Annotated in this window: 29 protein-coding genes; 19 read left to right on the top strand and 10 right to left on the bottom strand. The window is 62.2% G+C overall.

Annotation, left to right across the window (positions count from 1 at the left end; genetic code table 11):
- Positions 1–2: 2 nt before the first annotated feature.
- The 6 genes from PMI07_RS00805 (at position 3) to PMI07_RS00780 (ending at position 4,091) form a co-directional block, all read left to right on the top strand.
- Positions 3–1,175: a cell wall hydrolase gene (locus tag PMI07_RS00805; RefSeq protein ID WP_007774928.1), complete on the top strand. Its 1,173-nt coding sequence runs from the start codon at positions 3–5 to the stop codon at positions 1,173–1,175.
- 266 nt (positions 1,176–1,441) lie between these two features.
- Positions 1,442–1,807 (top strand): F0F1 ATP synthase assembly protein, encoded by a 366-nt coding sequence (locus tag PMI07_RS00800; protein ID WP_007774925.1) that lies wholly within the window; start codon positions 1,442–1,444, stop codon positions 1,805–1,807.
- 62 nt (positions 1,808–1,869) lie between these two features.
- Complete coding sequence (locus tag PMI07_RS00795; protein WP_007774922.1) at positions 1,870–2,622, top strand: F0F1 ATP synthase subunit A; 753 nt, start codon at positions 1,870–1,872, stop codon at positions 2,620–2,622.
- 68 nt (positions 2,623–2,690) lie between these two features.
- Entirely contained in the window at positions 2,691–2,918 is a 228-nt protein-coding gene (locus tag PMI07_RS00790) for a F0F1 ATP synthase subunit C (protein WP_007774919.1), read from the top strand.
- A gap of 83 nt (positions 2,919–3,001) precedes the next feature.
- A complete protein-coding gene (locus PMI07_RS00785) occupies positions 3,002–3,601 on the top strand; it encodes a F0F1 ATP synthase subunit B (RefSeq protein WP_007774916.1) in 600 nt (199 codons plus the stop codon).
- A gap of 4 nt (positions 3,602–3,605) precedes the next feature.
- Entirely contained in the window at positions 3,606–4,091 is a 486-nt protein-coding gene (locus PMI07_RS00780; RefSeq protein WP_007774913.1) for a F0F1 ATP synthase subunit B, read from the top strand.
- A gap of 87 nt (positions 4,092–4,178) precedes the next feature.
- Here PMI07_RS00780 and PMI07_RS00775 read toward each other — a convergent pair whose 3' ends face one another.
- Together PMI07_RS00775 and PMI07_RS00770 are read right to left on the bottom strand one after the other, a co-directional pair.
- Positions 4,179–4,847 carry a ribonuclease HII gene (locus PMI07_RS00775; RefSeq protein WP_007774912.1) on the bottom strand — a complete coding sequence of 223 codons (669 nt, stop codon included), beginning with the start codon at positions 4,845–4,847 and terminating at the stop codon, positions 4,179–4,181.
- Positions 4,848–5,013: 166 nt separating this feature from the next.
- A complete protein-coding gene (locus tag PMI07_RS00770; RefSeq protein ID WP_024163451.1) occupies positions 5,014–6,171 on the bottom strand; it encodes a PA0069 family radical SAM protein in 1,158 nt (385 codons plus the stop codon).
- Positions 6,172–6,303: 132 nt separating this feature from the next.
- On the opposite strand from PMI07_RS00770, the gene PMI07_RS00765 reads away from it, so the two are divergent.
- Positions 6,304–6,822, top strand: coding sequence for a glycosyl transferase (locus PMI07_RS00765; RefSeq protein ID WP_037084960.1), 519 nt, complete (start codon positions 6,304–6,306; stop codon positions 6,820–6,822).
- A 3-nt stretch (positions 6,823–6,825) separates the two neighbouring features.
- On the opposite strand, the gene moaB is transcribed toward PMI07_RS00765, so the two are convergent.
- The 4 genes from moaB to PMI07_RS00745 all read right to left on the bottom strand — a co-directional run bounded on the left by moaB (position 6,826) and on the right by PMI07_RS00745 (position 11,320).
- Positions 6,826–7,374 carry a molybdenum cofactor biosynthesis protein B gene (gene moaB / locus PMI07_RS00760; protein ID WP_007756565.1) on the bottom strand — a complete coding sequence of 183 codons (549 nt, stop codon included), beginning with the start codon at positions 7,372–7,374 and terminating at the stop codon, positions 6,826–6,828.
- A 10-nt stretch (positions 7,375–7,384) separates the two neighbouring features.
- Positions 7,385–8,299 carry a 4-(cytidine 5'-diphospho)-2-C-methyl-D-erythritol kinase gene (locus PMI07_RS00755; RefSeq protein WP_007756568.1) on the bottom strand — a complete coding sequence of 305 codons (915 nt, stop codon included), beginning with the start codon at positions 8,297–8,299 and terminating at the stop codon, positions 7,385–7,387.
- A 5-nt stretch (positions 8,300–8,304) separates the two neighbouring features.
- Positions 8,305–10,140: a tetratricopeptide repeat protein gene (locus PMI07_RS00750; protein WP_007756570.1), complete on the bottom strand. Its 1,836-nt coding sequence runs from the start codon at positions 10,138–10,140 to the stop codon at positions 8,305–8,307.
- Positions 10,141–10,303: 163 nt separating this feature from the next.
- A complete protein-coding gene (locus PMI07_RS00745; protein ID WP_024163450.1) occupies positions 10,304–11,320 on the bottom strand; it encodes a polyprenyl synthetase family protein in 1,017 nt (338 codons plus the stop codon).
- A 106-nt stretch (positions 11,321–11,426) separates the two neighbouring features.
- Between PMI07_RS00745 and PMI07_RS00740 the strand changes: the two genes are divergently transcribed.
- Entirely contained in the window at positions 11,427–11,648 is a 222-nt protein-coding gene (locus PMI07_RS00740; RefSeq protein WP_007772087.1) for a DUF2007 domain-containing protein, read from the top strand.
- Positions 11,649–11,898: 250 nt separating this feature from the next.
- Entirely contained in the window at positions 11,899–12,699 is an 801-nt protein-coding gene (locus tag PMI07_RS00735) for a methyltransferase (protein ID WP_024163449.1), read from the top strand.
- On the opposite strand, the gene PMI07_RS00730 is transcribed toward PMI07_RS00735, so the two are convergent.
- The gene (locus tag PMI07_RS00730) at positions 12,668–14,008 is read right to left on the bottom strand and encodes an Nramp family divalent metal transporter (protein WP_007772441.1); all 1,341 of its coding nucleotides are present in this window, start codon (positions 14,006–14,008) and stop codon (positions 12,668–12,670) included. The genes PMI07_RS00735 and PMI07_RS00730 overlap by 32 nt on opposite strands.
- A 166-nt stretch (positions 14,009–14,174) precedes the next feature.
- Here PMI07_RS00730 and PMI07_RS00725 point away from each other — a divergent pair, with 166 nt between their 5' ends.
- From PMI07_RS00725 to PMI07_RS35515, 3 genes are read left to right on the top strand one after another with little or no spacing between them, the layout of a single operon-like run.
- Positions 14,175–15,041: a S49 family peptidase gene (locus tag PMI07_RS00725; protein WP_007772442.1), complete on the top strand. Its 867-nt coding sequence runs from the start codon at positions 14,175–14,177 to the stop codon at positions 15,039–15,041.
- 27 nt (positions 15,042–15,068) lie between these two features.
- Positions 15,069–15,260 carry a hypothetical protein gene (locus PMI07_RS00720; RefSeq protein WP_007772443.1) on the top strand — a complete coding sequence of 64 codons (192 nt, stop codon included), beginning with the start codon at positions 15,069–15,071 and terminating at the stop codon, positions 15,258–15,260.
- Positions 15,261–15,265: 5 nt separating this feature from the next.
- Entirely contained in the window at positions 15,266–15,418 is a 153-nt protein-coding gene (locus tag PMI07_RS35515) for a hypothetical protein (protein WP_007772444.1), read from the top strand.
- Here the strand turns inward: PMI07_RS35515 and PMI07_RS00715 are convergent.
- Both PMI07_RS00715 and PMI07_RS00710 read right to left on the bottom strand, forming a co-directional pair.
- Complete coding sequence (locus tag PMI07_RS00715) at positions 15,415–15,729, bottom strand: type II toxin-antitoxin system RelE/ParE family toxin (RefSeq protein ID WP_007772445.1); 315 nt, start codon at positions 15,727–15,729, stop codon at positions 15,415–15,417. The two genes, PMI07_RS35515 and PMI07_RS00715, sit on opposite strands and share 4 nt — an antisense overlap.
- Positions 15,729–16,013 carry a hypothetical protein gene (locus tag PMI07_RS00710; protein ID WP_007772446.1) on the bottom strand — a complete coding sequence of 95 codons (285 nt, stop codon included), beginning with the start codon at positions 16,011–16,013 and terminating at the stop codon, positions 15,729–15,731. Before PMI07_RS00710 ends, PMI07_RS00715 begins: the two co-directional genes overlap by 1 nt.
- Positions 16,014–16,149: 136 nt before the next feature.
- Between PMI07_RS00710 and PMI07_RS00705 the strand changes: the two genes are divergently transcribed.
- The gene (locus tag PMI07_RS00705) at positions 16,150–17,103 is read left to right on the top strand and encodes a glycine--tRNA ligase subunit alpha (RefSeq protein WP_037084957.1); all 954 of its coding nucleotides are present in this window, start codon (positions 16,150–16,152) and stop codon (positions 17,101–17,103) included.
- A gap of 30 nt (positions 17,104–17,133) precedes the next feature.
- Here PMI07_RS00705 and PMI07_RS00700 read toward each other — a convergent pair whose 3' ends face one another.
- Positions 17,134–17,331 carry a hypothetical protein gene (locus PMI07_RS00700; protein WP_007772448.1) on the bottom strand — a complete coding sequence of 66 codons (198 nt, stop codon included), beginning with the start codon at positions 17,329–17,331 and terminating at the stop codon, positions 17,134–17,136.
- A gap of 200 nt (positions 17,332–17,531) precedes the next feature.
- Between PMI07_RS00700 and PMI07_RS00695 the strand changes: the two genes are divergently transcribed.
- The 6 genes from PMI07_RS00695 to glyS all read left to right on the top strand — a co-directional run bounded on the left by PMI07_RS00695 (position 17,532) and on the right by glyS (position 24,362).
- On the top strand, positions 17,532–18,083 hold the full coding sequence (locus PMI07_RS00695; protein ID WP_007772449.1) for a LemA family protein: 552 nt from the start codon (positions 17,532–17,534) through the stop codon (positions 18,081–18,083).
- A gap of 89 nt (positions 18,084–18,172) precedes the next feature.
- Positions 18,173–19,447, top strand: coding sequence for a 3-phosphoshikimate 1-carboxyvinyltransferase (locus tag PMI07_RS00690; RefSeq protein WP_155956348.1), 1,275 nt, complete (start codon positions 18,173–18,175; stop codon positions 19,445–19,447).
- A gap of 42 nt (positions 19,448–19,489) precedes the next feature.
- Positions 19,490–21,421 (top strand): DUF2207 domain-containing protein, encoded by a 1,932-nt coding sequence (locus PMI07_RS00685; RefSeq protein ID WP_197032454.1) that lies wholly within the window; start codon positions 19,490–19,492, stop codon positions 21,419–21,421.
- Between the two features lie 44 nt (positions 21,422–21,465).
- A complete protein-coding gene (locus PMI07_RS00680) occupies positions 21,466–21,747 on the top strand; it encodes a type II toxin-antitoxin system RelE/ParE family toxin (RefSeq protein ID WP_037084953.1) in 282 nt (93 codons plus the stop codon).
- An 11-nt stretch (positions 21,748–21,758) separates the two neighbouring features.
- Positions 21,759–22,055, top strand: a complete 297-nt coding sequence (locus tag PMI07_RS00675; protein ID WP_007772871.1) for a HigA family addiction module antitoxin — start codon at positions 21,759–21,761, stop codon at positions 22,053–22,055.
- A gap of 90 nt (positions 22,056–22,145) precedes the next feature.
- The gene (glyS, locus tag PMI07_RS00670) at positions 22,146–24,362 is read left to right on the top strand and encodes a glycine--tRNA ligase subunit beta (RefSeq protein WP_007772873.1); all 2,217 of its coding nucleotides are present in this window, start codon (positions 22,146–22,148) and stop codon (positions 24,360–24,362) included.
- Positions 24,363–24,420 lie beyond the last annotated feature (58 nt).

Genomic DNA, 24,420 nt, shown 5'->3' with positions numbered 1-24,420 from the left:
TTTTGCGTTCGAAGCGTGTTTTGCGTCGCAAGTCCTCGTCCGGACTGAATGGATGGACTTCCCCGGCCGTTTTCGGCCTTGCCTGCTGGCTGGTCTTTCCGTCCGCCCCGGCCCATGGCGATCTCTCCGATCTTCTGAGCGGCTTCGACGGCGCCGAACAATGGCGCATGGTTCTGACCGATTCGCCTGCGGGCTCGATCCATCAGGCCTCGCTCGCTTTTCCCGGCCTCAAGAAGGCGGTTTCCGGCAGTGCCGGCCTCGAACTCCCGGACGGCCGTAAGATCGCCCTTGTCGACGAGAACAAGTCCTCCGATCCGCGCCCCGATGAAGACCGCGTCAACCGCGCCGCCAAGAAGGGCCGCATCGTCACGGTCGAACCCATGTTGCCGCCGAAGGCGTTTTCCGCGGGCTCCGTGCTGCAGCGTTCGAGTGTGCTCACTTCGCCTATCGAAGAGAAAGATGCGATGACAGCCTTCTTGAAGGCCGGCAAGAATGACGCTCCGGTAGAGCTCGCGTCCTTCTATTTCCGCAAGGATGAACCGAGGCGGGCAGAGGACGAACTCATGCCGATGATCGCCAGCCTCATCAACAATCCGACCGCTGATGTGCTGGCCGCCGCCTATGCGCCGCCGGAACCCGATTTCGCCAAACAATCACCGTTCGACGCCATTCTGACTGAAAAGAAAACGCCCGGCCGGTTCATCCCGCCGATCAGTGCCGACGACCATGCTTGGGCCGCAACCCCGCTGCCGCCCGATTCCTTCTCGGCCAAGCAGCAGCAATGCCTCTCATCCGGTATCTATTTCGAGTCGCGCGGCGAATCCGCCCGCGGCCAGGCCGCCGTCGCGCAGGTCATCCTCAACCGGGTGCGCAATCCGGCCTATCCGAAGACGATCTGCGACGTCGTCTATCAGAACGAGGATTGGCGCAACCGCTGCCAGTTCTCCTTTGCCTGCGACAATATCAAGGACCGCATCCGCTCCGAATATCACTGGAAAATGGCCCGCGAAGTGGCGATGGCCGTGACCGCCGGCAAGATCTGGCTTCCGGAAGTCGGTTCAGCCACTCATTACCATGCCGTCTACGTCCACCCCGACTGGGCGCGCACGATGAAGAAGGTCGGCCGCATCGGTCTCCACCTCTTCTACCGCACCTATGGCGGCGGCTGGAGCTGAGCAGTCTTTATCGCCGCAACAGGCGGCGATTCCCGCGACAGTTTTACCCGGCTTCGGTTGTGTCCGTTTTAAGCAATTGAATTTGCTTAGTTAATTTACCGAGAATGAAGAGTCTTGGACGCCTTGACTATGGGGGCGGGCAAAACTATGTTGCGCGCGACTTGAAAACGGGCCGGACGGCGCGAAATCCCTCGCCAATCGCACTTTTTTGCGGTTGGAAAGCATAAAACCGGTTGTGCCGGAAGCAGAAATAGGGGAGGACGCACATGACGGATCACCGCGACGATGGTCTGGAAGAGCGCCGGAAGCGCTTGTCCGCGAAACTTGCGGACAGGAAGGCTGACGACGCGGCAGAGGCGAAGAGGGACGCGCAATCCGAGGAGAGCCGAAAAGGCATGGCCTTGGGCTTCAAGCTTTCCTCCGAGTTCATCTCCGCAGTCGCGGTTGGGGCTATTCTGGGCTTTTTGCTCGACCGTTTTGCCGGCACTGCGCCGTGGGGGATGATTGTTCTCCTCCTCCTCGGCTTCTGTGCAGGTGTGTTGAATGTGCTTCGTTCCGTGGGAATGGTGGCTCCGCCTCCGACCATGGATCAGCAAAGCGGCAAAGATGAGAACGGAAACGGCGACCGTTGAGGCCCTGTTTCCGGAAATAAAATTAGGCCGACCTGGCGCGGCCAAGGATGAAGAGGTAGACGGTGGCAAACGATCCGATCCATCAGTTCCAGATCAGCAAGATCGTTCCGATCGAGATCGGCGGCATCGATTTCTCCTTTACCAATGCATCTCTGTTCATGGTGGCAACCGTCGCCTGCGCCGCCGGCTTCCTGTATTTCGCCACCTCGCAGCGCGGCCTGATCCCCGGCCGGGCGCAGTCGGTCGCGGAAATGTCCTATGAATTCATCGCCGGCATGCTGCGCGAAGGCGCCGGCAGCAGCGGCATGAAGTTCTTCCCGCTGGTCTTCTCGCTGTTCATGTTCGTGCTGACCGCCAACCTGCTCGGCATGTTCCCGTATTTCTATACGATCACCAGCCAGATCATCGTCACCTTCGCGCTCGCATTGCTCGTCATCGGCACGGTGCTCGTTTACGGCTTCTACAAGCACGGCCTGCATTTCCTGCAACTCTTCGTGCCGAGCGGTGTTCCGGGCGCGCTTCTGCCGCTCGTCATCGCGATCGAAGTCATCTCGTTCCTGTCCCGCCCGGTTTCGCTGTCGGTTCGTCTCTTTGCGAACATGCTGGCCGGCCACATCACGCTCAAAGTGTTCGCGGGCTTCGTTGCCTCGCTCGGAACCATGGGCGCGCTCGGCATCGGCGGCGCAGTTCTGCCTCTCATCATGACGGTCGCCCTGACCGGTCTCGAATTCCTCGTCGCCTTCCTCCAGGCTTACGTCTTTGCGGTGCTGACTTGCATGTACCTCAATGACGCGATCCATCCCGGCGGGCACTAAGGATAACCGACATTGGCGTCCTGAGGCGTCAGTCATCAGCCGCAACAACCATTTCGAAGGAGTTTCTCATGGAAGCGGAAGCAGCAAAGTTCATCGGTGCAGGCCTGGCTTGCTTTGGCATGGCCGGCACGGCTCTTGGCCTTGGCAACATCTTCGGCAGCTACCTCTCGGGCGCTCTGCGCAACCCGTCCGCCGCTGACAGCCAGTTCGGCCGTCTGGTGTTCGGCTTCGCCGTTACGGAAGCTCTGGGCATCTTCTCGCTGCTCATCGCTCTCCTGCTCCTGTACGCAGTCTAAGATCTGTCCAGGAATTCGGATCGCGGCCGCTTGCAGAAAGCGCGCCGTGATCCTTCGCATTTGGAATACACCTGGAGGTGATGATGTTCGTGACCTCGGCATATGCGCAGACCGCGCCGGCCGCTACTGATCCGCATGCCGCGCCTGCTGGCGGAGCGCATACCGAAACCGGCGCTGACCATGGCGGCGGCACCTTTCCGCCGTTCGACGCGACCCATTTCTCGTCGCAGCTGCTTTGGCTCGTCATCACTTTCGGCCTTTTCTATCTTCTGATGAAGAAGGTCATCGTTCCACGCGTCGGCGGTATTCTCGAACACCGCCACGACCGGATCGCCCAGGATCTCGACGAAGCCGCCCGCCTGAAGGCAGAAGCGGACGCTGCCGTCGAGACCTATGAAAGGGAACTGGCTGCCGCTCGTTCCAAGGGCCACAAGATCGCCGAAACCGCTCGCGAAGCCGCCAAGACCAAGGCTGCCGCCGACCGCACCGCGATCGAAGCCGAACTTGCCGACAAGCTTGCTGCGGCCGAAACCCGCATCGGCGAAATCAAGGCGAAGGCCTTTGCCGAAGTCGGCCAGATTGCCGAAGACACCGCCACCGCCATCGTCGATCAGCTGATCGGCGCCAAGGCGAGCGGCGACGACATCAAGGCTGCGGTCGCAGCCGCGAAGACGGAGGCCTGATCCGATGGCATTCGATGCAACATTTTTCGCACTCGTCGGTCTCGTCCTTTTCCTGGCCCTGGTCGTCTATCTCAAGGTGCCGGGCATGATGGCGAAGTCGCTCGACGAGCGCGCCGCCAACATCAGCAAGGAACTCGACGAAGCCAAGCGTCTGCGCGAGGAAGCCCAGACCCTGCTCGCCGAATACCAGCGCAAGCGCAAGGAAGCCGAAGCGGAAGCCGCCCAGATCGTGGCCATCGCCGAGCGTGAAGCCGCGGCGCTGACCGAGGAAGCTCGCCAGAAGACCGACGAATTCGTCACCCGCCGCAACGCGCTGTCCGAGCAGAAGATCAAGCAGGCCGAAGCCGAAGCGATCGGCGCCGTGCGCGCTGCCGCAGTCGACCTCGCCATCGCCGCCGCCCAGAGCGTCATCGCCCGCAAGGCCGATGCCTCCACCCAGGACACGCTCTTCAAGGACGCCGTCGGCAAGGTGCAGTCGCGATTGAACTGATTTCAATCACATAAGACTTCCAAAGGCCGGGGCGAAACCCCGGCCTTTTTGTTTTTGGAAATCAGGAAATGAGAGGCTTGCTGCGTATCAAGCTTCCGCCGGCTCGTCTTTCCTCAACGGCCGGAAGCTCATCCGGTGCAGCGAGCACGGCCCATGCGCCTCGATACCGGCACGATGTTGTGCCGTCCCATAACCGACGTGGTTGGCAAACCCGTAGGCGGGGAAGACCAGGTGGGCGCGGGTCATCATCCGGTCGCGGGTGACCTTGGCGATAATCGAGGCTGCGGCGATCGATACCGAGCGGGCGTCGCCCTTGATGACCGCTTTGCCGGGGCAGCAGAGGCCTTGCGGCACGTCGCGGCCGTCGGCGAGCACATAGGCAGGCGTCACGGCAAGTCCGGCCACCGCACGGCGCATGGCGTCGAGGCTGGCGCGCAGGATGTTGCGTTCGTCGATATGGCGAGGACCGGATGCTGCGATCGATACTTCCGCCGTCGCCATGATCGCCTCGAACAGAACTTCCCGCTGGTTGGCGGTGAGCTGCTTGGAATCGTTGAGGCCGTCCGGGATATTGTCAGGGTCGAGGATGACGGCGGCGGCAACGACCGGGCCTGCCAGAGGCCCGCGTCCTGCCTCGTCGGTGCCCGCGACCGGCCACTGGCCGGCCTGCCGTGCCACGAGCTCCAGACTGAAATCCGGAACCAGCGGAACGTCTTCGAAAAGCATCGGAGAATCGGGCGACGTGCGAGGTAACATGGCGGCAACCTCGCACGTCGTCCCGACCTCCTGCAACCCCCGGCGGGCGATTGCGGCGTCGCTATCCACCGAGGGGCGGCGGTGGAGCCGGGGTGTTTTCCGACGCGGGGACAGGGCGGGTCGCGTCGAAAATTGAGATTCGCAATCGGACCGGAAGCCGGTCAGATCAGAGCAGCGAGAGCTGGATGCCGCCGCCGTCGGGGCGCAGGAAGATGTCGTCGCGTAGCGGCAGGCCGCGCCGAACCATGCCGAGCCGTTTGGTCGCCATCTCGAAACGCCGGCCGATCTGCCAGGCATAGGGACCGGCACCTTTCATCCGCTTGCCCCATTCGGCGTCGTAATCCTTACCGCCGCGCATCGAACGGACGAGCGACATCACATGCCGGTAGCGGTCCGGATAGTTCTGCAGCAGCCAGTCGCGGAAGAGGGGGCTCACTTCCAGCGGCAGGCGCAGGAGCACGTAACTTGCTTCCGTCGCCCCTGCCGCATGGCCGGCGTCGAGGATACGCTCGATCTCATGGTCGTTGAGCGCCGGAATGACGGGTGCCACCATGACCGCGGTCGGAATACCGGCTTCGGTCAACGCCTTGATGGCTGAGAGGCGCTTGGGAGGGGTCGAGGCGCGCGGCTCCATGGTGCGGGCAAGCTTGCGGTCGAGAGTGGTGACCGAAATCCCGACCTTCGCGAGCCCCTTGGATGCCATGTCGGCGAGAATATCGATATCGCGGGTGATCAGCGCCGACTTGGTGACGATCGCGACGGGATGATTGGCCTTCTGCAGCACTTCGAGGATCTGCCGCATGATCCGCCATTCCCGTTCGATCGGCTGATAGGGATCGGTATTGGTGCCGATCGCGATCGCCCGTACCTTGTAATCCGGCCGGCTCAGCTCCCGCTCGAGCAGTTTCGGCACGTCCGGCTTGGCAAACAGTTTCGATTCGAAGTCGAGACCCGGAGAAAGCCCCATGAAACTGTGGGTCGGCCGGGCGAAGCAATAGATGCAGCCATGTTCGCAGCCGCGATAGGGATTGATCGAGCGGTCGAAGGAAAGATCCGGCGATTCATTGCGGGTGATCGCGGTGCGCGGTTTTTCCACCTGCACCTCGGTCTTGAACGGTTCGAGCTCCTCCAGCGTCTGCCAGCCGTCGTCGAATGCCTCGCGGCGCTCCTCCTCGAAACGGCCACTCGGATTGAGCCCCGCGCCGCGCCCGCGACGTCGGTCGATCTCCACCCGAAGCCCGGAGGATTTGACCAACGCATCGGCAATATCAGCCGTATGAGCAGGCGCAAAAGCGTCCTGCCGCAATTGATGCAGCTCGTTCATGGTTAGCTCCTGAAGGGGAAATTTCCCGTTCCTGATGATTAAATTCCTAGCGCCGAAATGAGAACATTGCAAGAACAAAATTTGAAACCCGCATTTCTGGCGTTCCGTGTTGCAATGCGTTACATGTCAGGAATGCTGACTGTCATCATGGAATGCCGCGATCAGGAATCCGAGCTGGCGCAGACGCTCTCAGTGCTCGTTTCCGCTGCGGTGGAAGGACTTGTGAGCGACGTCGTGGTGCTCGATCACGGTTCGCGGGACGGTTCCTCCCGCGTCGCCGATGCGGCCGGTTGCCGTTTTTACGGCCATTGGGACATCAAGGATATTCTTCGTGGCGCCCGCGGCGAGTGGCTGCTGCTCGTGGAGCCCGGCGCCCGGTTGCAGGGCGGCTGGATCGACGAGGTGATGGAATATATCGCGCTCAACAGGCAGCCGGCTCGCTTCGCGCCTTCGCGCAATTATCGACGGCCGTTCTTCAAGCGCATCGGCCGCGCCGTTCCGCCGTTGGAATACGGAATGCTGCTGCCGAAGCGGCAGGCGATCGCGCTGGCAAAGTCGGGGATGGATCTGGAAACCCTGGTGCGGGGCCAGAAGGTGTCGAAGCTGGCAAGCGAGATGATTCCGGCCTGGGTTGCGGCGGCTATCCGCTAAGACCTACTTGCCGCCGCGCTTCAGGTGCTCGTCGAGCCGCGGCATGATTTCGATGAAATTGCAGGGCATGTGGCGGTAGTCGAGCTGCGCCTTCAGGATGCCGTCCCAGGCGTCCTTGCAGGCCCCGGGCGAACCCGGCAGCACGAAGATGAAGGTGGCGTTCGCCACGCCGCCGGTCGCCCGCGACTGGATCGTCGACGTGCCGATCTTGTCATAGGAAATCCGGTGGAACACTTCGGAAAAGCCGTCCATGCGCTTTTCGAACAGCGGCTCCAGCGCTTCAGGCGTCACGTCCCGGCCGGTAAAGCCGGTCCCGCCCGTCGTAATCACCACGTCGATCTCCGGATCGAGCGTCCATTCCCGCACCTGACCGGCGATCCGGTCCTTGTCGTCGGGCACGATCGCGCGCGCCTTCAGCTCGTGGCCTGCTTCCGCGATCCGCCCGACCAGTGTGTCGCCGGACTTGTCGTCGGCAAGCGTGCGCGTGTCGGAGACGGTCAGCACGGCGATGCCGACGGGGATGAAGGAGCGGGTGTCGTCGATCCGGTTCATTGGGTTTTCTCTAGCCCTGGCCAACGGTTCTCACCGCCTGAAAATACCACTCGGGCTTCTGGCCGTTAAGGCTTTCCACTGCCTTTTCGGACGCTTCAAAGGAAGGAAATATCCCGAAACAGGTGGCGCCCGAACCGGACATCCGCGTCAGCATCGTGCCCTCGGCGCCGATCAGGCTGGAAATCTGGTCGATTTCCCGCACCAGCGAGCGCGCAGGTGGTTCGAGATCGTTGCGCAGCGTCCTCAGAAAGCCGATCCAGTCGCTGTCGAGCTCGCCGATCGGCGGATTGTCCTTCTGCGTCAGGCGGCGGAAAATGTCGGGCGTCGAGACCCCCACCAGCGGATTGCCGAGCACCAGCGCCAGCGAGGGCAGGCCGGGAAGCGCAGTCAGGTCCTCGCCGATCCCCCTGGCCATCAGCGGCTCGCCCCTGAGGCACATCGGCACGTCGGCGCCGAGCGAAAGACAGAGCATTGCCAGTTCCGCATCCGGCAGGCTGGCATTCCAGAAACGCATCAGGCCGCGAAGGGCGGCTGCCGCATCCGCCGAGCCGCCGCCGATGCCCGCTGCGACCGGTAGGTTCTTTTCGAGATGGATGGCAACCGGCGTTGTTGAAACACCCTTATCCTCCAACGCCTTGCGCAGGATGTCGCGGGCTTTCAGCACGAGGTTGCCATGCCTGCCTTCGGCAGAGGTCGGCAGCAGCGAAGCAAAACGGCCGGACACGGAAAAATCGTCGGCATCCGCATCGCTGAAAGCCAGCCGATCGCCGGTGTCGGCAAAGGTCACGATGCTCTCGAGCAGGTGATAACCGTCGGCTCGCTGGCCCGTCACATGCAGGGCGAGGTTGATCTTGGCGGGCGCCAGTTCGAAAAGGCTCGCCTTGTCGGCGAGCCAGTTGTCGGACGACACATTGTCCAGAAACATGCGCGTCAGGATTTCTTGTCTGGATTGGCAGGCACCGGCGGTGCTGGTGCCACCGGCTCTGTCGGGCTGCGGTCGGCCGTCGTCGCGTTCGGATCGAGCGGCGCAAGGCCCTTCTCGATCTTCTCCTTGATCTGCTCGCGGTTGATATCCTCGCCTTCCGAGATCAGCGCCCGGTTCCACTGGTAGACGGCTTCGAGCTTGCGCCCGACGCGCCAGTAGGAATCGCCGAGATGGTCGTTGATCGTCGAATCGCCGGCGCGCAGCTGCACCGCGCGTTCGAGTTCGGTCACGGCGTCGTCGAACTTGCCCATGCGGAAATAGGCCCAGCCGAGCGAATCGACGATATAGCCGTCATCGGGCCGCGCATCGACGGCCCGCTTGATCATGCCGAGGCCTTCATCGAGATTCTTGCTCATGTCGACCAGCGAATAGCCGAGATAGTTCAGGACCTGCGGCTGCTCCGGATTGAGCTCCAGCGCCTTGCGGAAGCTCGGCTCGGCCTTTTCCCAGTTCTTCAGCCGCTCATACGCAATGCCGCGCTGGAAGAAGATGGTCCAGTCGCCCGGCTTCGGCACCGGTCCGATGACCTGGGCGGCCTTGTCGTAGTTTTCCGCCATCGCCTTGTAGTCCTTGGCGTCGGAAAGCACGCTGCCATAGGCGATGTAGCTGCGGATGTCGGATGGATCGGAATCGATCAGCGACTTCAGATGCTGCTTGGCTTCGTCCACCTTGCCGGTGTCGGAAAGCGTCACGCCGAGCTGCAGCTCGGAAATGCGGCGCATCGGCGAATCGGCCGGAACGCTGGCATAGAACTTGATGGCGCGCTCCGGCTGCTTGAGCTTTTCGGCGATGCCGCCGAGCAGGATCAGCGTGTCGGCGCTCTTGGGGTCGAGGGCGTGGGAAATCTGCAGGTAGAGCGAGACCATGTCTTCGGCGCCCTGGCGGTTCAGCGCGCCGCCGATCGAAAACAGCACGCTGGCAGCACCTTCGGCGGCATTGCTCACCTGCTGCTGGGGCTTCTCGCCCTTTTCGATGCTCTGGCGCAAGGCCTTCAACGGCGCATAATTGGAGACCATGCCGTCGCCGACGGAGATCGCGTCAAGCGCCTTCTGCTTGTTGCCGGCAGCCGCTTCGAGGCGGGCAAGCGCCATGACCGCGCGCATGAACGTGTCGGGCGCCGTCGCGACGGCTTCCTTGTTGGTGACGGCGGTATTGAGATGCTGCCGGGCGGTGCCGATATCGCCGGTCACGAGTGCCATGGCGCCGATATGGTAGTCGGTGAACACCTTGTACCAGGCCGGTCCCTTGAGGTTGGTGATGCTGGCCATCGCCTGCTTGCCCTTGCCGGCACCGATATCCGCCCAAGCGGAGAGAAGCTGGTGGGTCAACCGGTCGAGATCGTTCGGGCCTTCATAGGCAAGTACTTTCTTGGCGGTGTCGAACTTCTTGTCGCGCAGGGCATCGAGGCCGCGGACGATCTTGGTGATCCGCTCGACAGCGTTGTCATCCTTCAGCGCATTGGCCTCAGCGAGTCCCTGGTCGAAATCGCCGTTGAGCAGCAACGAGATCATCAGCCGTTCGCGGATTTCCATGTTGGCAGGATCGAAAGCCAGCGCCTTGCGGTAAAGCGCGATCGCGGTGTCGTAGTCATGATCGACGTCGGCGGTCCGGGCCGCCAGAAACGCACCGGAAAACGTCTTCACGTTGCCGGGACCGAACGTCACCGTGTCTTTCACCGCGGGCTTCGCTTCCGCCGTCGCCGCATTGGCGACCGTTCCGAACAGGAGGACGGTTGCAAGTGCCGCGCTGGAGAGCAGAAGAAGGCTGGATTTCTGCCGCATAAAGATGCCTTTCGTAAGAGCATGGCGATTCGGTGAAATACCGCCGCCAATTCCGCCCTATTGATTCACGATAGAATGGCTTTTTTGAAGCACGTCCGCAAGGAAATCCCCAGCGCCGCTTAGGCGCGGCACCGGTCACACCTTCGTCAACGAACGCTGGCCGTCAGTTCACGCGTTGGATCGAGAAGTCGATGACTTCGAGAAGAGCGGCCTTGAGCGGCGAGGCGGGCAGCGGCGCCAGCGCGTCGCGGGCGATCGTGCCGTAATGCAGCGCCCGGCCGATCGTGTCGTTCAAGGCGCCGTACTTGTTGATCAGACCGAGCGCCTTTTCGAGATTCTCGTCGCTGCTTTCGCCCTTCTCGATCGCCTGTCGCCAGAAGGTGCGCTCGGCCTCGGTGCCGCGGCGATAGGAGAGAATGACGGGCAGCGTGATCTTTCCCTCGCGGAAATCGTCGCCGACATTCTTGCCGAGATCGGCCGCCTTGCCGCCGTAATCGAGCGCGTCATCGACGAGCTGGAAGGCGAGGCCAAGGTTCATGCCGTAGGATTTCAGCGCGCCGCGGCCGGCCTTGTCGGCATTGGCGATAATCGGGCCGACTTCGGCGGCGGCGGCAAACAGCGCCGCCGTCTTGGCGCGGATGACCGAAAGATAGTCGTCCTCGGTCGTTTCCATGTTCTTGGCGACGGAAAGCTGCAGCACTTCCCCCTCGGCGATGACGGACGCTGCGGCCGACAGCACGTCGAGCGCTTCGAGCGAGCCTACATCCACCATCATCCGGAAAGCCTGGCCGAGCAGGAAATCACCGACCAGAACGCTTGCCTGATTGCCCCAGATCATCCGGGCGGTGGAACGCCCGCGGCGCAGGTCGCTTTCGTCCACCACGTCGTCGTGGAGAAGCGTTGCCGTGTGCATGAACTCGACGCTGGTCGCAAGCTTCACATGGCCGTCGCCCTGGTAGCCGAACAGGGCAGCAGAGGCGAGCGTCAGCATCGGCCGCAGCCGCTTGCCGCCGGAGGAGATCAGGTGGTTGGCAACTTCCGGGATCATCTGCACGTCGGAGCCGGCCTTGGACAGGATCAACTGGTTGACCCGATCCATGTCCGCCTTGGTCAGATCCACCAGCGGTTTGACGGATGCCAGTTTGTTTTTGCCTTCTTCAAGCGGTATGACGACGCCCAATGTCAGGCCTCCCTATCGAAATCTTTCAAACGACAATAGAAAGAGGCTGATAGTGCGGCAAGCGCAAATCGCATCCGGCCGAATATAATGGGGTAACAAAGACATCATGCTGGAAATCATCCGCACCAACGACATCGTGATCCTGTCGCTGGCACAGAGCCTGATGAAGGATGCGGGCATTCATTTTATGGTCGCCGACCAGTCGATGAGCGTGCTCGAAGGCTCGCTCGGCCTGTTGCAGCGCCGGTTGATGGTTGACAGCGAGCGCGCCGACGAGGCCCGGCGGATCCTGAAGGACGCGGGGTTGGAAGCGGAGCTGCGGCCTTGAGCCTTTGTGCGGTGCACCCCCCTCTGCCCTGCCGGGCATCTCCCCCTCAAGGGGGAAGATCACAAGCTACGCACTCCCAGCTTCTCCAGAAACGTCGTGCAGAGGGAGACGGTGGATATAGAGCGGTGAGCAGGCGCCTAGCCAATCTCCCCACCCGAGGGGGAGATGCCCGGCAGGGCAGAGGGGGGCTGCCGACCGCCGATGTCCAAGGCAGGCCGGTACCCACCGACATTCAATGGCGTCAATCCGCATGACCGCACCCACCCACACGATCGACGCCTTCCATCGCGGCCGGTTCCACGTCATGCAGCCGAAGGGCGGGGGGCATCGCTCGGGCGTCGACGCCATGCTGCTCGCCTCGCTGGTCGACTCCGACAAACCTGTCAGCGTTGCCGATCTCGGCTCGGGCGCCGGTGCTGCGGGTCTGGCGGTCGCCTCGCGGCTGGAGCGGGCAAAGGTCCTGCTGATCGAAAAATCGCCGCTGATGGCGGGCTATGCCCGCAGCACGCTAAAACTTCCCGAAAATGCCTTCATGGCCGGTCGCGTCGAGGTGCTGGAGGCGGACGTGACGCTGACCGGCAAGCCACGGCTCGCCGCCGGCCTCGTCGACGAAATCCACGACCACGTGATCATGAACCCGCCCTTCAATGATGCCAGCGACCGAAAGACGCCCGATGCCCTGAAGGCCGAGGCACATGCGATGACGGAAGACCTGTTCGAAGCCTGGATCCGCACTGCCGGCGCGATCATGAAGCCCGGCGGACAGTTGTCGCTGATCGCCCGGCCGCAATCGATCGCCGAGATCATCGAGGCCTGCGGCAGGCGTTTCGGCGGGCTGGAAATCACCGCCCTTCACCCCCGGCCGGACGAAAGCGCCACGCGCATCCTCGTCACCGCTATCAAGGGTTCGCGCGCCCGGCTGGCATTCCGGGCGCCGCTTTTCGTGCATGGCGCCGATGGCCACGCCTTTTCGTCTTTCGTGGACGACCTGAACAATGGCCGGGCCGCCTATGCTCGCCTCAGCCCGAAACGAAATCCACGAGCAGCTTGACGTTGAGGCCGGCGATGACGACGGCGATCAGCCAGGCGATGCCGGAGAGCCAGATCGGCGCCACCAGTTCGCCCATCTTGGCCTTGCTGGCGGTGAACATGACGAGCGGGAAGACCGCGAAGGAAAGCTGCAGGCTGAGCACGACCTGGGTGAGGATCAGCAGCTCCGCGGTGCCCGCATCGCCGTACCAGATGGTGACGAACGCGGCTGGGATGATGGCGATCCCCCGGGTGATCAGGCGGCGGATCCATGGCTGCAGCTTCATCTTGAGGAAGCCTTCCATGACGATCTGACCGGCGAGCGTTGCCGTCACCGTCGAATTCAGGCCGCAGCAGAGCAGCGCGATGCCAAACAGCGTCGGCGCAATGGCCAGCCCGAGCAGCGGTGCCAGCAGCGAATGCGCTTCGCCGAGTTCGGCCACTTCCGTCCGCCCGGTGCTGTTGAAAGCTGCGGCCGCAAGGATCAGGATCGAGGCATTGATCAACAGTGCGAAGCAGAGTGCGACGGTGGAGTCGATGGTCGCAAAGGTGAGCGCCTCCTTCTTCTCGGGCAGAGTATGGCCATAGTTGCGGGTCTGCACGATGCCGGAATGCAGGTAGAGGTTATGCGGCATGACGGTCGCACCGAGGATGCCGAGCGCCAGATAGAGCATCTCCGGATTGGTGACGATCTCGGTGGTCGGGAAGAAGCCGCGGATGACGCCGCCCCATTGCGGATCGGCAAGGAAGATCTGGATCGCGAAGCACACGGCAATGACGCCGAGCAGAGTGATGATGAAGGCTTCGACCCAGCGGAAGCCCATCTTCTGCAGGTAAAGGATGATGAAGACGTCGAGAGCCGTGATCAGCACGCCGAGCTCCAGCGGAATGCCGAAGATCAGGTTGAGGCCGATCGCGGTGCCGATCACCTCGGCGATATCTGTGGCGATGATGGCGATTTCGGCAAGCGCCCAGAGCGGAATGGAAACCCATTTCGGAAACGCGTCACGGCAGGCCTGCGCCAGATCTCGGCCTGATGCAATGGCAAGGCGGGCGCAGAGCGACTGCAGCACGATCGCCATCAGGTTGGACAGCAGCGCGACCGCGAGCAGCGCATAACCGAACTTCGACCCGCCGGCGAGTGAGGTGGCCCAGTTTCCAGGGTCCATATAGCCGACAGCAACCAGGTAACCTGGACCCGCAAAGGCAGCTAGCCGCCGCCACCGCGATCCGGAGGCCGAAATATTGATGCTGCGATGGACGTCAGAAAGCGATGCTTCGCCTCGCTTGTTCCGCCAGCCGCTCTCCTGCTTTGAACTCAAAACGTCCATGGTCGCCTTATCTCCGTTCGGTGAGGGATATTGCCTCATTGGAATGATAATGCAAGTCATTCGCAACTAGAAAATCAAAATCCTGCTTTCCGAGGCGCAGCCATTGCGTTTGAAAATCCGTCGCATACATGCTTTGGCAGAGCCGAACGCGACAGAAGGAAAAGAAATGGCCGGGTTTTTGCAGGGGTTGATGCCGAAAAGGTTCCGTAAGAAGGGGCTGACGATACCCGTCGTCCGCCTTCACGGAGCGATTATGGCCGGCGGCAGCCAGTTCAAGCCGAGCCTCAACCTCGCCGGCGTTGCGCCGATGCTCGAAAAGGCCTTCTCGAAGAAGGACGCGCCGGTCGTTGCGATCTCGCTCAATTCGCCGGGCGGCTCACCTGTCCAGTCGCGCCTGATCTTCCAGCGCATCCGCTCGCTGGCGGAAGAAAAGGACAAGAAGGTCCTGGTTTTCGTCGAGGATGTCGCGGCGTCGGGCGGCTACATGATCGCTCTCGCCGGTGACGAGATCTTTGCCGATCCGACCTCCATCGTCGGGTCGATCGGCGTCGTTTCCGGCGGCTTCGGCTTCCCGGAACTGCTGCGCAAGATCGGCGTCGAGCGCCGCGTCTATACCGCCGGCGAGAACAAGGTGATCCTCGATCCTTTCCAGCCGGAAAAGGAAGGCGACATCGAATACCTGAAGGCGCTGCAGCTCGAAATCCACAAGGTCTTCATCGAAATGGTCAAGATGCGCCGCGGCGAGCGGCTGGCCGATGACGCGACCATCTTTTCAGGCCTGTTCTGGAGCGGGTTGCGCGGCCTCGATCTCGGCCTGATCGACAGTCTCGGCGACATGCGCGAAGTCCTCAAGCGCCGTTACGGCAAGGACACAAAGCTGGAGCTGATCGGCAGCGCCCGCACCCTGTTTGGCCGCCGCGTGCCCGGCGTCGTCTTTGGTGAAGGCAAGGCCGGAGAAATCGCCGCAGGCGCCGTCACGGGACTTGCCGCGAGCCTGGAAGAAAAGGCAATGTGGAGCCGCTACGGCCTGTGAGGTCGCAAAAATAGCGCGAGAGGGGAAATGGCGCAGCTTTTATTTCTGATCATCGTCATCGGCGGCGGCTGGATGCTCTACAAGAAGTTCATCAAGGACGCCGAAAGACTGTCCTCGCGCACCCGCCGGGAGGAAAAGGAACGCCAGACCGGCGCGATAGGCACCCTGGAAAGGGACCCGACGACGGGGGAATACCGGGTGAAGCGGGACGAGGAATAGAACTCATGCCCGATGAGAAGACGTCTGCCGTCGGGGAGGCCGATGCCGACGAAAGACGTGCGGCACTGGAAAGGATTGGCGCTTTCACGTGGGATTTGCCGGACGGCCGGAAATTCGATCGCGAGGAAGCCAATTGCCGTGAGACGAATAGCGATTAAACCCGTTCCTTCACCCGCGATGCCCAATCGGAGCCCGCATAGCTTACGCAGAGAATGGAGACGGTCAGGTTTTGATCGTTCACGGTGAAGCAGACGACGGCTTTTTCTGAGGCCGGGATGGCGCGTAGACCGGGTAGAATGTCATCCCGGGTGGTCCCGATTTTGGGGAAATCTGTAAGGCGGGAGATGAACAGCGTGATCTCGTCTACCTTGGATTTGCCAATGGCAGTGCCGGCATAGGACGAAATGAAATCGGTAATGTCAAAGATATCGAGTTCGACGAGCGGGTGCTTGATGATCGTATAGCTCATCAGCGGTTCTTATATTTCTCGTCCAGCTTTGCCTTGATGCGATTAGCCATTTCATCCCCATCCCATCGCAACCACTGATCCCGGGGCAATTCCATCCTTCGGCGGATCTCGTCCTTCATGCCGATCAACGGGTCGTCATGAGCGGAACTCTCCTCGTCCCGCAACAGCCTGTCTATGCCCGCTTCGAGCACTTTCTCGACCGAGGGAAACTGGCCGTCCTCGACGAGCTTTTCGGCAAGTCGCAGGGAGCGCTCGGACAGGGTGAAGCTGTTCTTGACGTTCATGGTCTTTCTCCGGAAGAACGGATGAACCTTAACACGGATCGTCCGCGACGCGCATAGCCGCAGACGCATAAATCCTTGACCCGCGCCCCTGATGCGTGGCACTCGTCCGCATCCACGAACCGACACAGATATGGCCATGACCGAGCTGCCCGACCACATGTCTCCGACCCGCTCCTTCCAGGGGCTGATCCTCGCGCTCCAGAATTACTGGGCGGACAAGGGTTGCGCGATCCTGCAGCCCTACGACATGGAAGTCGGCGCCGGTACCTTCCATCCGGCCACCACGCTGCGCGCGCTCGGCCCCAAGCCGTGGAAGGCCGCCTATGTGCAGCCGTCGCGTCGTCCATCCGACGGTCGTTACGGTGAAAACCCCAACCGCCTGCAGCATTATTACCAGTTCCAGGTCATCCTGAAGCCGAACCCGCCGAACCTGCAGGAACTCTATCTCGGCTCGCTTGCGGCGATCGGCCTTGACCCATTGCTGCACGACGTACGTTTCGTTGAGGACGACTGGGAAAGCCCGACGCTCGGCGCCTGGGGCCTCGGCTGGGAATGCTGGTGCGACGGCATGGAAGTCTCGCAGTTCACCTACTTCCAGCAGGTCTGCGGCATCGAATGCGCGCCGGTCGCCGGCGAACTGACCTATGGCCTCGAACGCCTCGCCACTTACCTGCAGGGGGTGGACAGCATCTACGAGCTCAATTTCAACGGCCGCGAGGGCGAGGAAAAGATCTCCTATGGCGACGTATTCCTGCAGGCCGAGCAGGAATATTCCCGCCATAACTTCGAATTCGCCGATACCGCCATGCTGCATCGGCATTTCATCGATGCGGAGAAGGAATGCCAGGCGTTGCTTGCAGCCGGCGCTCCAGGTGCGAACGCCAACCAGATGCTGCACAAATGCGTCTTCCCGGCCTATGACCAGTGCATCAAGGCGTCCCACGTCTTCAACCTGCTGGATGCCCGCGGGGTGATCTCGGTCACCGAACGCCAGAGCTACATCCTGCGTGTACGCACGCTCGCAAAGGCCTGCGGCGAAGCCTTCCTGATGACCGATGCCGGTGGTGTGAATTTCGGCAAGGCTGCCTGATTTTCGACCTGGCCGCCTGCGGCGAACCGTTCAGACGGCTCCCGTCCATTGCGTACCCAACTGCCAGACGGGCTTGAGGGTCGGATAGGCCCCGGTCGGAAGCTGCCCTGCATAGATCTGCAGAAACCGCCGCGTACCCGCCGGCTCCGGGGGCTTCATCATCACGCCGTACTGAAAAAACAGCACGGCAAACGCCAGCACATTGGCGGTTCGCACCAAGGACGCCATGGCAATTCCATCCAGATTGTTTTGAGGTGGGGCCGAATCTTTGGAATCGCCCCTATTCTGCAAGAGAATCTAAGGTATCCACGCGGTCGGAACTTTGCTGTAAATCAAAACTGTTACCGCGAAAAATAATCGATGACTTCAACCACTTTTTTATACCAAGCCTCTACTGTCCCATCGCAAGGCCAAGTCGGGAGACTCAGATGTACATTTTGATCGGTATAATTGTTCTCGTCGCACTCTACGTCGTCATGATCTACAACGGCCTCGTTAAAGCGCGTCAGATGGCGGAGGAGGCCTGGTCCGGCATCGACGTACAGCTGAAGCGCCGCGCCGACCTGATCCCGAACCTCATCGAGACGGTGAAGGGATATGCCGCCCACGAAAAGGGCACGTTCGAGGAAGTCGTCAAGCTGCGCAACCAGGCGCAGGCGGTGCCGGCGGGCGATGTCGCCGGCCGTGCCCAGGCGGAAGGCCTGCTCGGCCAGGCACTCGGAAAAATCATTGCGCTTGCCGAAGCCTATCCCGACCTCAAGGCGAACCAGAACTTCTCCGAACTGCAGGAGTCGCTCGAAACCATCGAGAGCGAGATCCAGATGTCGCGCCGCTATTACAATGGTGCTGCCCGTGACCTGAACGTCAAGGTCGAAAGCTTCCCCAACAACCTGGTCGCCGGCCAGTTCGGTTTCTCGAAGCGCGAGTATTTCGAGATCGAGAATGCGGCGGACCGCGCGGTCCCCACCGTCAAGTTCTGAAATCCGTCATTGGACCTTCGTGCCGCAACGGTTTAAGAGCGCGGTCGGCCGCCTTATTGCGGCATTCCATTTGGCGTTAAGAGACGAATATCATGGGTAGAGCCAAACTCACCATCCTGCCGCCGGGCAAGCCGCTTTCCGGACGCGCGATGCCGCCGGGTTCCAAGTCGATCACCAACCGCGCGCTGCTTCTGGCGGGCCTTGCCGAAGGCACCAGCCGGCTGACCGGCGCGCTGCGGAGCGACGATACGCGCTACATGGCCGACGCATTGCGGGCCATGGGTGTTTCGGTCGACGAACCGGACGAGACGACCTTCGTCGTGACCGGCAACGGCAGGCTTCTGCCCCCGTCCGCTCCGCTGTTCCTCGGCAATGCCGGCACCGCGACCCGCTTCCTCACCGCCGCTGTCGCTTCTGTCGATGGCACCGTTGTCGTCGATGGTGACGAACACATGCGCAAGCGGCCGATCGGCCCGCTGGTCGCCGCCCTGAAGTCGCTCGGCATCGATGCCGAGGCGCCGACCGGTTGCCCGCCGGTGACGGTGCGCGGCAACGGCCATTTCGCCTCCGGCCGCGTCGAGATCGACGCCGGACTGTCGAGCCAGTATGTTTCGGCGCTGCTGATGGCGGGACCGCTTGTCAGCCGAGGCGCTAACGCCCCCTTGACGGTTGCGCTGGCCGGTGCGGAAATCGGCGCCCGTGGCTACGTCGACCTGACGCTCGCTGCGATGGAGGCTTTCGGCGCCAAGGTCGAGCAGATCGACGCTGCGACCTGGAAGGTGGAACCGACCGGCTACAAGGCGGCGGATTTTGTGATTGAGCCGGATGCCTCTGCCGCCACCTATCTCTGGGCTGCAGAGGTGCTGACCGGCGGAGCCATCGATCTCGGCGTGGCGGCCACCGCCTTCACCCAGCCGGATGCCAAGGCCTATGAGGTGATCGCGCAATTCCCGCACCTGCCGGCCGAAATCGACGGTTCGCAGATGCAGGATGCGGTGCCGACGATCGCCGTACTCGCCGCCTTCAACGAAACGCCGGTGCGTTTCACCGGCATCGCCAACCTGCGCGTCAAGGAATGCGACCGGGTGAGGGCGCTCTCGCTCGGCCTCAACGCCATTCGCGAAGGCCTTGCGACGGAGGAGGGTGACGACCTGATCGTCGCCTCCGATCCGTCGCTCGCCGGCCAGACCTTATCCGCCGAAATCAACACGTTTGCCGACCACCGCATCGCCATGAGCTTCGCGCTGGCGGGGCTGATGATCGGCGGCATCACCATTCTCGATCCGGATTGCGTCGCCAAGACCTTCCCCAGCTACTGGGACGTCTTGGCCTCGCTCGGGGTTGAATACACGGACATAGTTTAAACGGAAAACCCGGATCGGCCCGTGCCGAAGAGGAGAAATGTCGTGATGCGGTGGTTCTCCGGCTTTGGTCTGGCTCTGCTTCTCTGCTTGTCGGCGGCGCTGCCCGCCGCGGCAGAGGAATATATCCGCTCCTATCATTCCGACATCCAGGTCGCCGACAACGGCGACCTGACGGTGACCGAAACGATCATCGCCAATGCGGAAGGCGACAGGATCAAGCGCGGCCTGTTTCGCGATTTCCCGCTGACGATGCAGGACGCCAACGGCCGCACGGTGCGGGTCGGCTTCGAGGTCGTTTCAGTCACCCGCGATGGCCAGGCAGAGCCCTTCCACACGGAAAGCGTCACCGGCGGCATCCGCATCTATTCCGGCGATAAGGACGTGTTCCTTCGGGATGGCGAGCACACTTTCGTCTTCACCTACAGGACCGACCGGCAGATCCGCTATTTCGACGACCACGACGAGCTTTACTGGAACGTTACCGGCAATGGCTGGGAGTTCCGCATCGCCCAGGCCTCGGCGCGGGTGACCTTGCCGGGTGCGGCGCGGATAACCCAGACCGCTGCCTATACCGGCCCGCTCGGATCCACCGCCCGCAATGCCCGCATGCAGGCGAACGGCAATCAGGCGGTCTTTTCGACCACAAGGCCGCTCGGTTTGCAGGAAGGCCTGACGATCGTCGCGGGCTTTCCCAAGGGGATCGTCGCTCCCCCTTCGAAAGAACAGGAAAGCGCCTGGTGGTGGCGCGACAATATCGGGACGATCATCTCGATCGTCGGCCTCGTCCTCGTCGTCGGTTATTATGCGCTTTTCTGGACCCGCGTCGGCCGCGACCCGGACCGCGGCGTCGTGGTGCCGCGCTGGGATGCGCCGGAGGGTCTGTCGCCGGCCCTGGTCAACTATATCGACAACAAGGGATTTTCCGGCGGCGGCTGGACGGCTTTCGCCGCAAGCGCGCTCGATCTGGCGGTCAAGGGTTATGTGACGCTGGAGGATCTCGCGGAAAAAATCGTCATCCGGCGCACCGACAAGGCCGTGCCCAGGGAAGTGCCGATCGGCCAGGCCTCGATCCTCGGTTCCATCGGTGCCAAGGGGCAGGCACTGGTGATCGACGAGGCGCACGGCACCACTGTTCAGTCGATCGGCGCGAGCTTCCGCCAGGCGATCGAGAAGGAACACCGCGGCAAATATTACAACGGCAACAAGGGTTACGTGATCGGCGGCGTCATCCTGAGCGTACTTTCCATCCTTGCGTTGATCGTCTTCGGCAATCTCGAGCCGGACATGATCGCCATGCTGATCATCCCGGCCTTTTTTGCCGTGGTCTTCGGCGTGCTCGCTGCCGCGTTCGGCAAGGGCCTGCGCCGCGGCTCGTCGCTGATTTCGAAAATCGTGTCGGTCGTGATCCTTGGTTTTATCGGCCTGGTGGCGCTGTCGATCGGCTCGGCAGTCCTTGTGGCGATCATGTCGGAAATGACCGGCAACGAGCATTGGCCGATCCTGGTCTCGGTCGGCGGCATCGTGCTCGCCAACGTCATCTTCTTCTTCCTGATAGGTGCGCCGACGCCGCTCGGACGCAAGCTGATGGACGGCATCGAGGGCCTGCGTATCTACCTGACGCTTGCCGAAAAGGACCGCATGAACACGGCCGGCGCGCCCACCATGTCGCCGCAGCATTTCGAAAAGCTGCTGCCCTATGCGGTGGCGCTCGGTGTCGAAAAGCCGTGGAGCACCACATTCGAGATCTGGCTTGCGAGTGCCGCGGCCGGCGCTGCCGCCGGCGCCTATGCGCCCGGCTGGTATAGCGGCAATTACGGTTCAAACTTCGGCGACCGCATTGGCGGCTTCTCCTCCTCGATGGCCTCCACCATCGCCTCGACCATCCCCGCTCCAAAATCCTCCTCGTCCTCCTCCGGCTTCTCGGGCGGTTCGTCCGGCGGCGGCGGAGGTGGCGGCGGCGGAGGCGGCTGGTGAGATTGAAACATGTATCGTCTCGTGATACATGAGGGCGAGGTATGGTGATCCGCTCCTATGCCGATGCGATGACGCAGGCGGTTGCCAGCGGCAGGGTGCCGAAAGGCTTTCCTGCCGATCTTGCAAGAAGAGCCGTGCGAAAGCTGACGATGATTGAAAATGCGATGGAATTGCACGACCTGCGCTCACCACCGGGCAATCATCTGGAGGCGCTGAAAGGCGATCGCGAGGGGCAGCACTCCATCCGCATCAATGATCAGTGGCGCATCTGCTTCGTCTGGACGACGGCCGGTGCCGAACAGGTTGAGATTGTCGATTACCATTGAAAGAGACGAGCATGGCGAGCCTTCTTCCTCCCGTTCATCCCGGTGAAATCCTGCGCGAAGAATACTTGGGCCCGCTTCATCTGAGTGCCGGCGCCCTGGCGAAGAAGCTGAATGTCCCGCGCACCCGCATCGAACGGCTGGTTGCAGAGCAGACGTCGGTCACCACCGATACCGCGCTTCGCCTGGGCCGGTTTTTCGACACCACGCCGGAATTCTGGATGAATCTCCAGACCAGTTACGACCTGAAGATCGAAAGTGCCGCAAAGCGCGAGGAAATCGCTGCGCTTCCGGTCATCAACGCTGCCTGATTGCCGGACTTTCCCCAATCCGACTGATGACTTTTGGCGACGGGCTTGCTAAGTCCGCCGCGACCTTATTGTTAGCGCAAAGACATCATCATGCCCGATCTGCTTCTCGAACTCCGCTCCGAGGAAATTCCCGCCCGCATGCAGCGCAAGGCGGCGGGAGACCTGAAAAAGCTCGTCACCGACGCGCTGGTGGAAGCGGGCCTGACCTATGAGGGTGCGCGCGAATACTGGACGCCGCGCCGCCTGACGCTGGATATCCGCGGCCTGACGGCCCGCTCGGCCGACCAGCGCGAGGAGCGCAAGGGTCCGCGCACCGACGCCCCCGAAGGCGCCATCGCCGGCTTTTTGCGCGGCGCCGGCCTGTCGTCGATCTCCGAAGCCCAGGTCGTCAACGACCCGAAGAAGGGCGATTTCTACGTCGCGGTCATCTCCAAGCCCGGCCGTCCGGCGGAAGAGATCATCGCCGAGGTGATGCCCGGCATCATCCGCAATTTCCCCTGGCCGAAATCGATGCGCTGGGGCGCCGCCTCCATGCCGAAGGGTGCCCGTTTCGCCGGCGTCGAGGGCAAGGGTCCGGAAAGCCTGCGCTGGGTGCGCCCGCTGCAGTCGATCGTCTGCGTCTTCGGCCCGGAACATGACGAAACCCAGGTCATCCCCTTCGAGATCGACGGGCTGACCGCCAGCAACATCACCTACGGCCACCGTTTCCATGCGCCTGATGCGATCACCGTGCGCCGTTTCGACGACTATGTGACGAGCCTTGAAAAGGCGAAGGTCATGCTCGATGCCGACCGCCGCAAGGACGTCATCCTGCACGACGCCCGCGACCTCGCCTTCGCCAACGGCCTCGACCTGGTCGAGGACGAAGGCCTGCTGGAGGAAGTCTCCGGCCTCGTCGAATGGCCGCACGTGCTGATGGGCGAGTTCGAAGAGGACTATCTCGAAATCCCGTCCGAAATCATCCGTCTGACCATCAAGACCAACCAGAAATGTTTCGTCACCCGCCCGCAGACCGGCGGCGAGGGCCTCTCCAACCGCTTCATCCTCATTTCGAACATCGAGGCGAAGGACGGCGGCAAGGAGATCATGCACGGCAACGGCAAGGTCGTGCGCGCCCGCCTCTCCGACGCCAAGCATTTCTGGACCCGCGACCAGGGCGACATGCCGGACCTAGACACGCTGAAGGAATCCGCTGCGAAGTTCGACCTCGACCTCAAGAAGCCGCTCGACCAGCGCATGGCGAAGCTCGATGCGCTGAACGTGACGTTCCATGCCAAGCTCGGCACGCAAGGGGAGCGCGTTCGCCGCATTCGCGATCTGGCAGCGCATTTGGCGCCGATCGTCGGGGCCGATCCGGCCCTCGTCGATCGTGCCGCGGTTTTAGCCAAGGCCGACCTGCGCACCGAAGCCGTCGGCGAATTCCCCGAACTGCAGGGCCTGATGGGCCGCAAATACGCGATGCTGCAGGGCGAGGATGCCTCTGTCGCAGCCGCCATCGAGGATCACTGGAAGCCGAACGGCCCGTCGGATCGCCTTCCTGAAGACAAGGTCGGGCTGACGGTAGCGCTTGCGGACAAGCTCGACACGCTGGTTGGTTTCTGGGCGATCGACGAAAAGCCGACCGGCTCCAAGGACCCCTTTGCGCTTCGCCGCGCGGCATTGGGCGTGGTGCGCATGCTGCTGGAGCGGAAGATCCGCCTGCCGCTGAATACCGTTTTGAGAACAGCGATTCTGCCGATCGAAGACATAAAGCCATTTGTCACTGACGTGTCGAAAGACGTCGTCATTACGGATCTCCTCTCCTTCTTCCACGACCGCCTGAAAGTCTACCTCCGCGATCAGGGCGCCCGCCACGACCTCATCGACGCAGTCCTGACACCGGATGCTGACGACCTCCTGCTGGTCGCCCGCCGCGTCGAGGCGCTGACGGCGTTCATCACCTCGGAAGACGGCAAGAACCTGCTCGCCGGCACCAAGCGTGCCGTGCAACTCCTCGCCGCCGAAGAGAAGAAGGGCACCGTCGTCGCCGATGGCGTTTCGGACGAACTGCTGAGGCTCGATGCCGAAAAGGCGCTCTGGGCGGCCATCGTGGTCGCCTCGAAGGAAGCGTCCGAGGCGGTCGCCAGGGAAGACTTCCGCTCGGCCATGGAAGCCCTGTCGAAGCTGCGCGCGCCCGTCGACACATTCTTCGAGGACGTGCTGGTCAACGACGAGGACACGGCGATCCGCGCCAACCGCCTGGCGCTCCTGAAGGCCATCCGCGAAGCGACCGCGACGGTTGCGGATTTCTCGAAGATCAGCGGCTAACCCGAACAAAAAAACCGCCGGATCTTTCGACCCGGCGGTTCTCCGTCCCCCGACTAAT

Source organism: Rhizobium sp. CF080 (genome assembly GCF_000282095.2).
Classification (GTDB): domain Bacteria; phylum Pseudomonadota; class Alphaproteobacteria; order Rhizobiales; family Rhizobiaceae; genus Neorhizobium.
The sequence above is the reverse complement of the archived record's forward strand: the minus strand, read 5'-3'. Positions and strand labels throughout refer to the sequence as shown.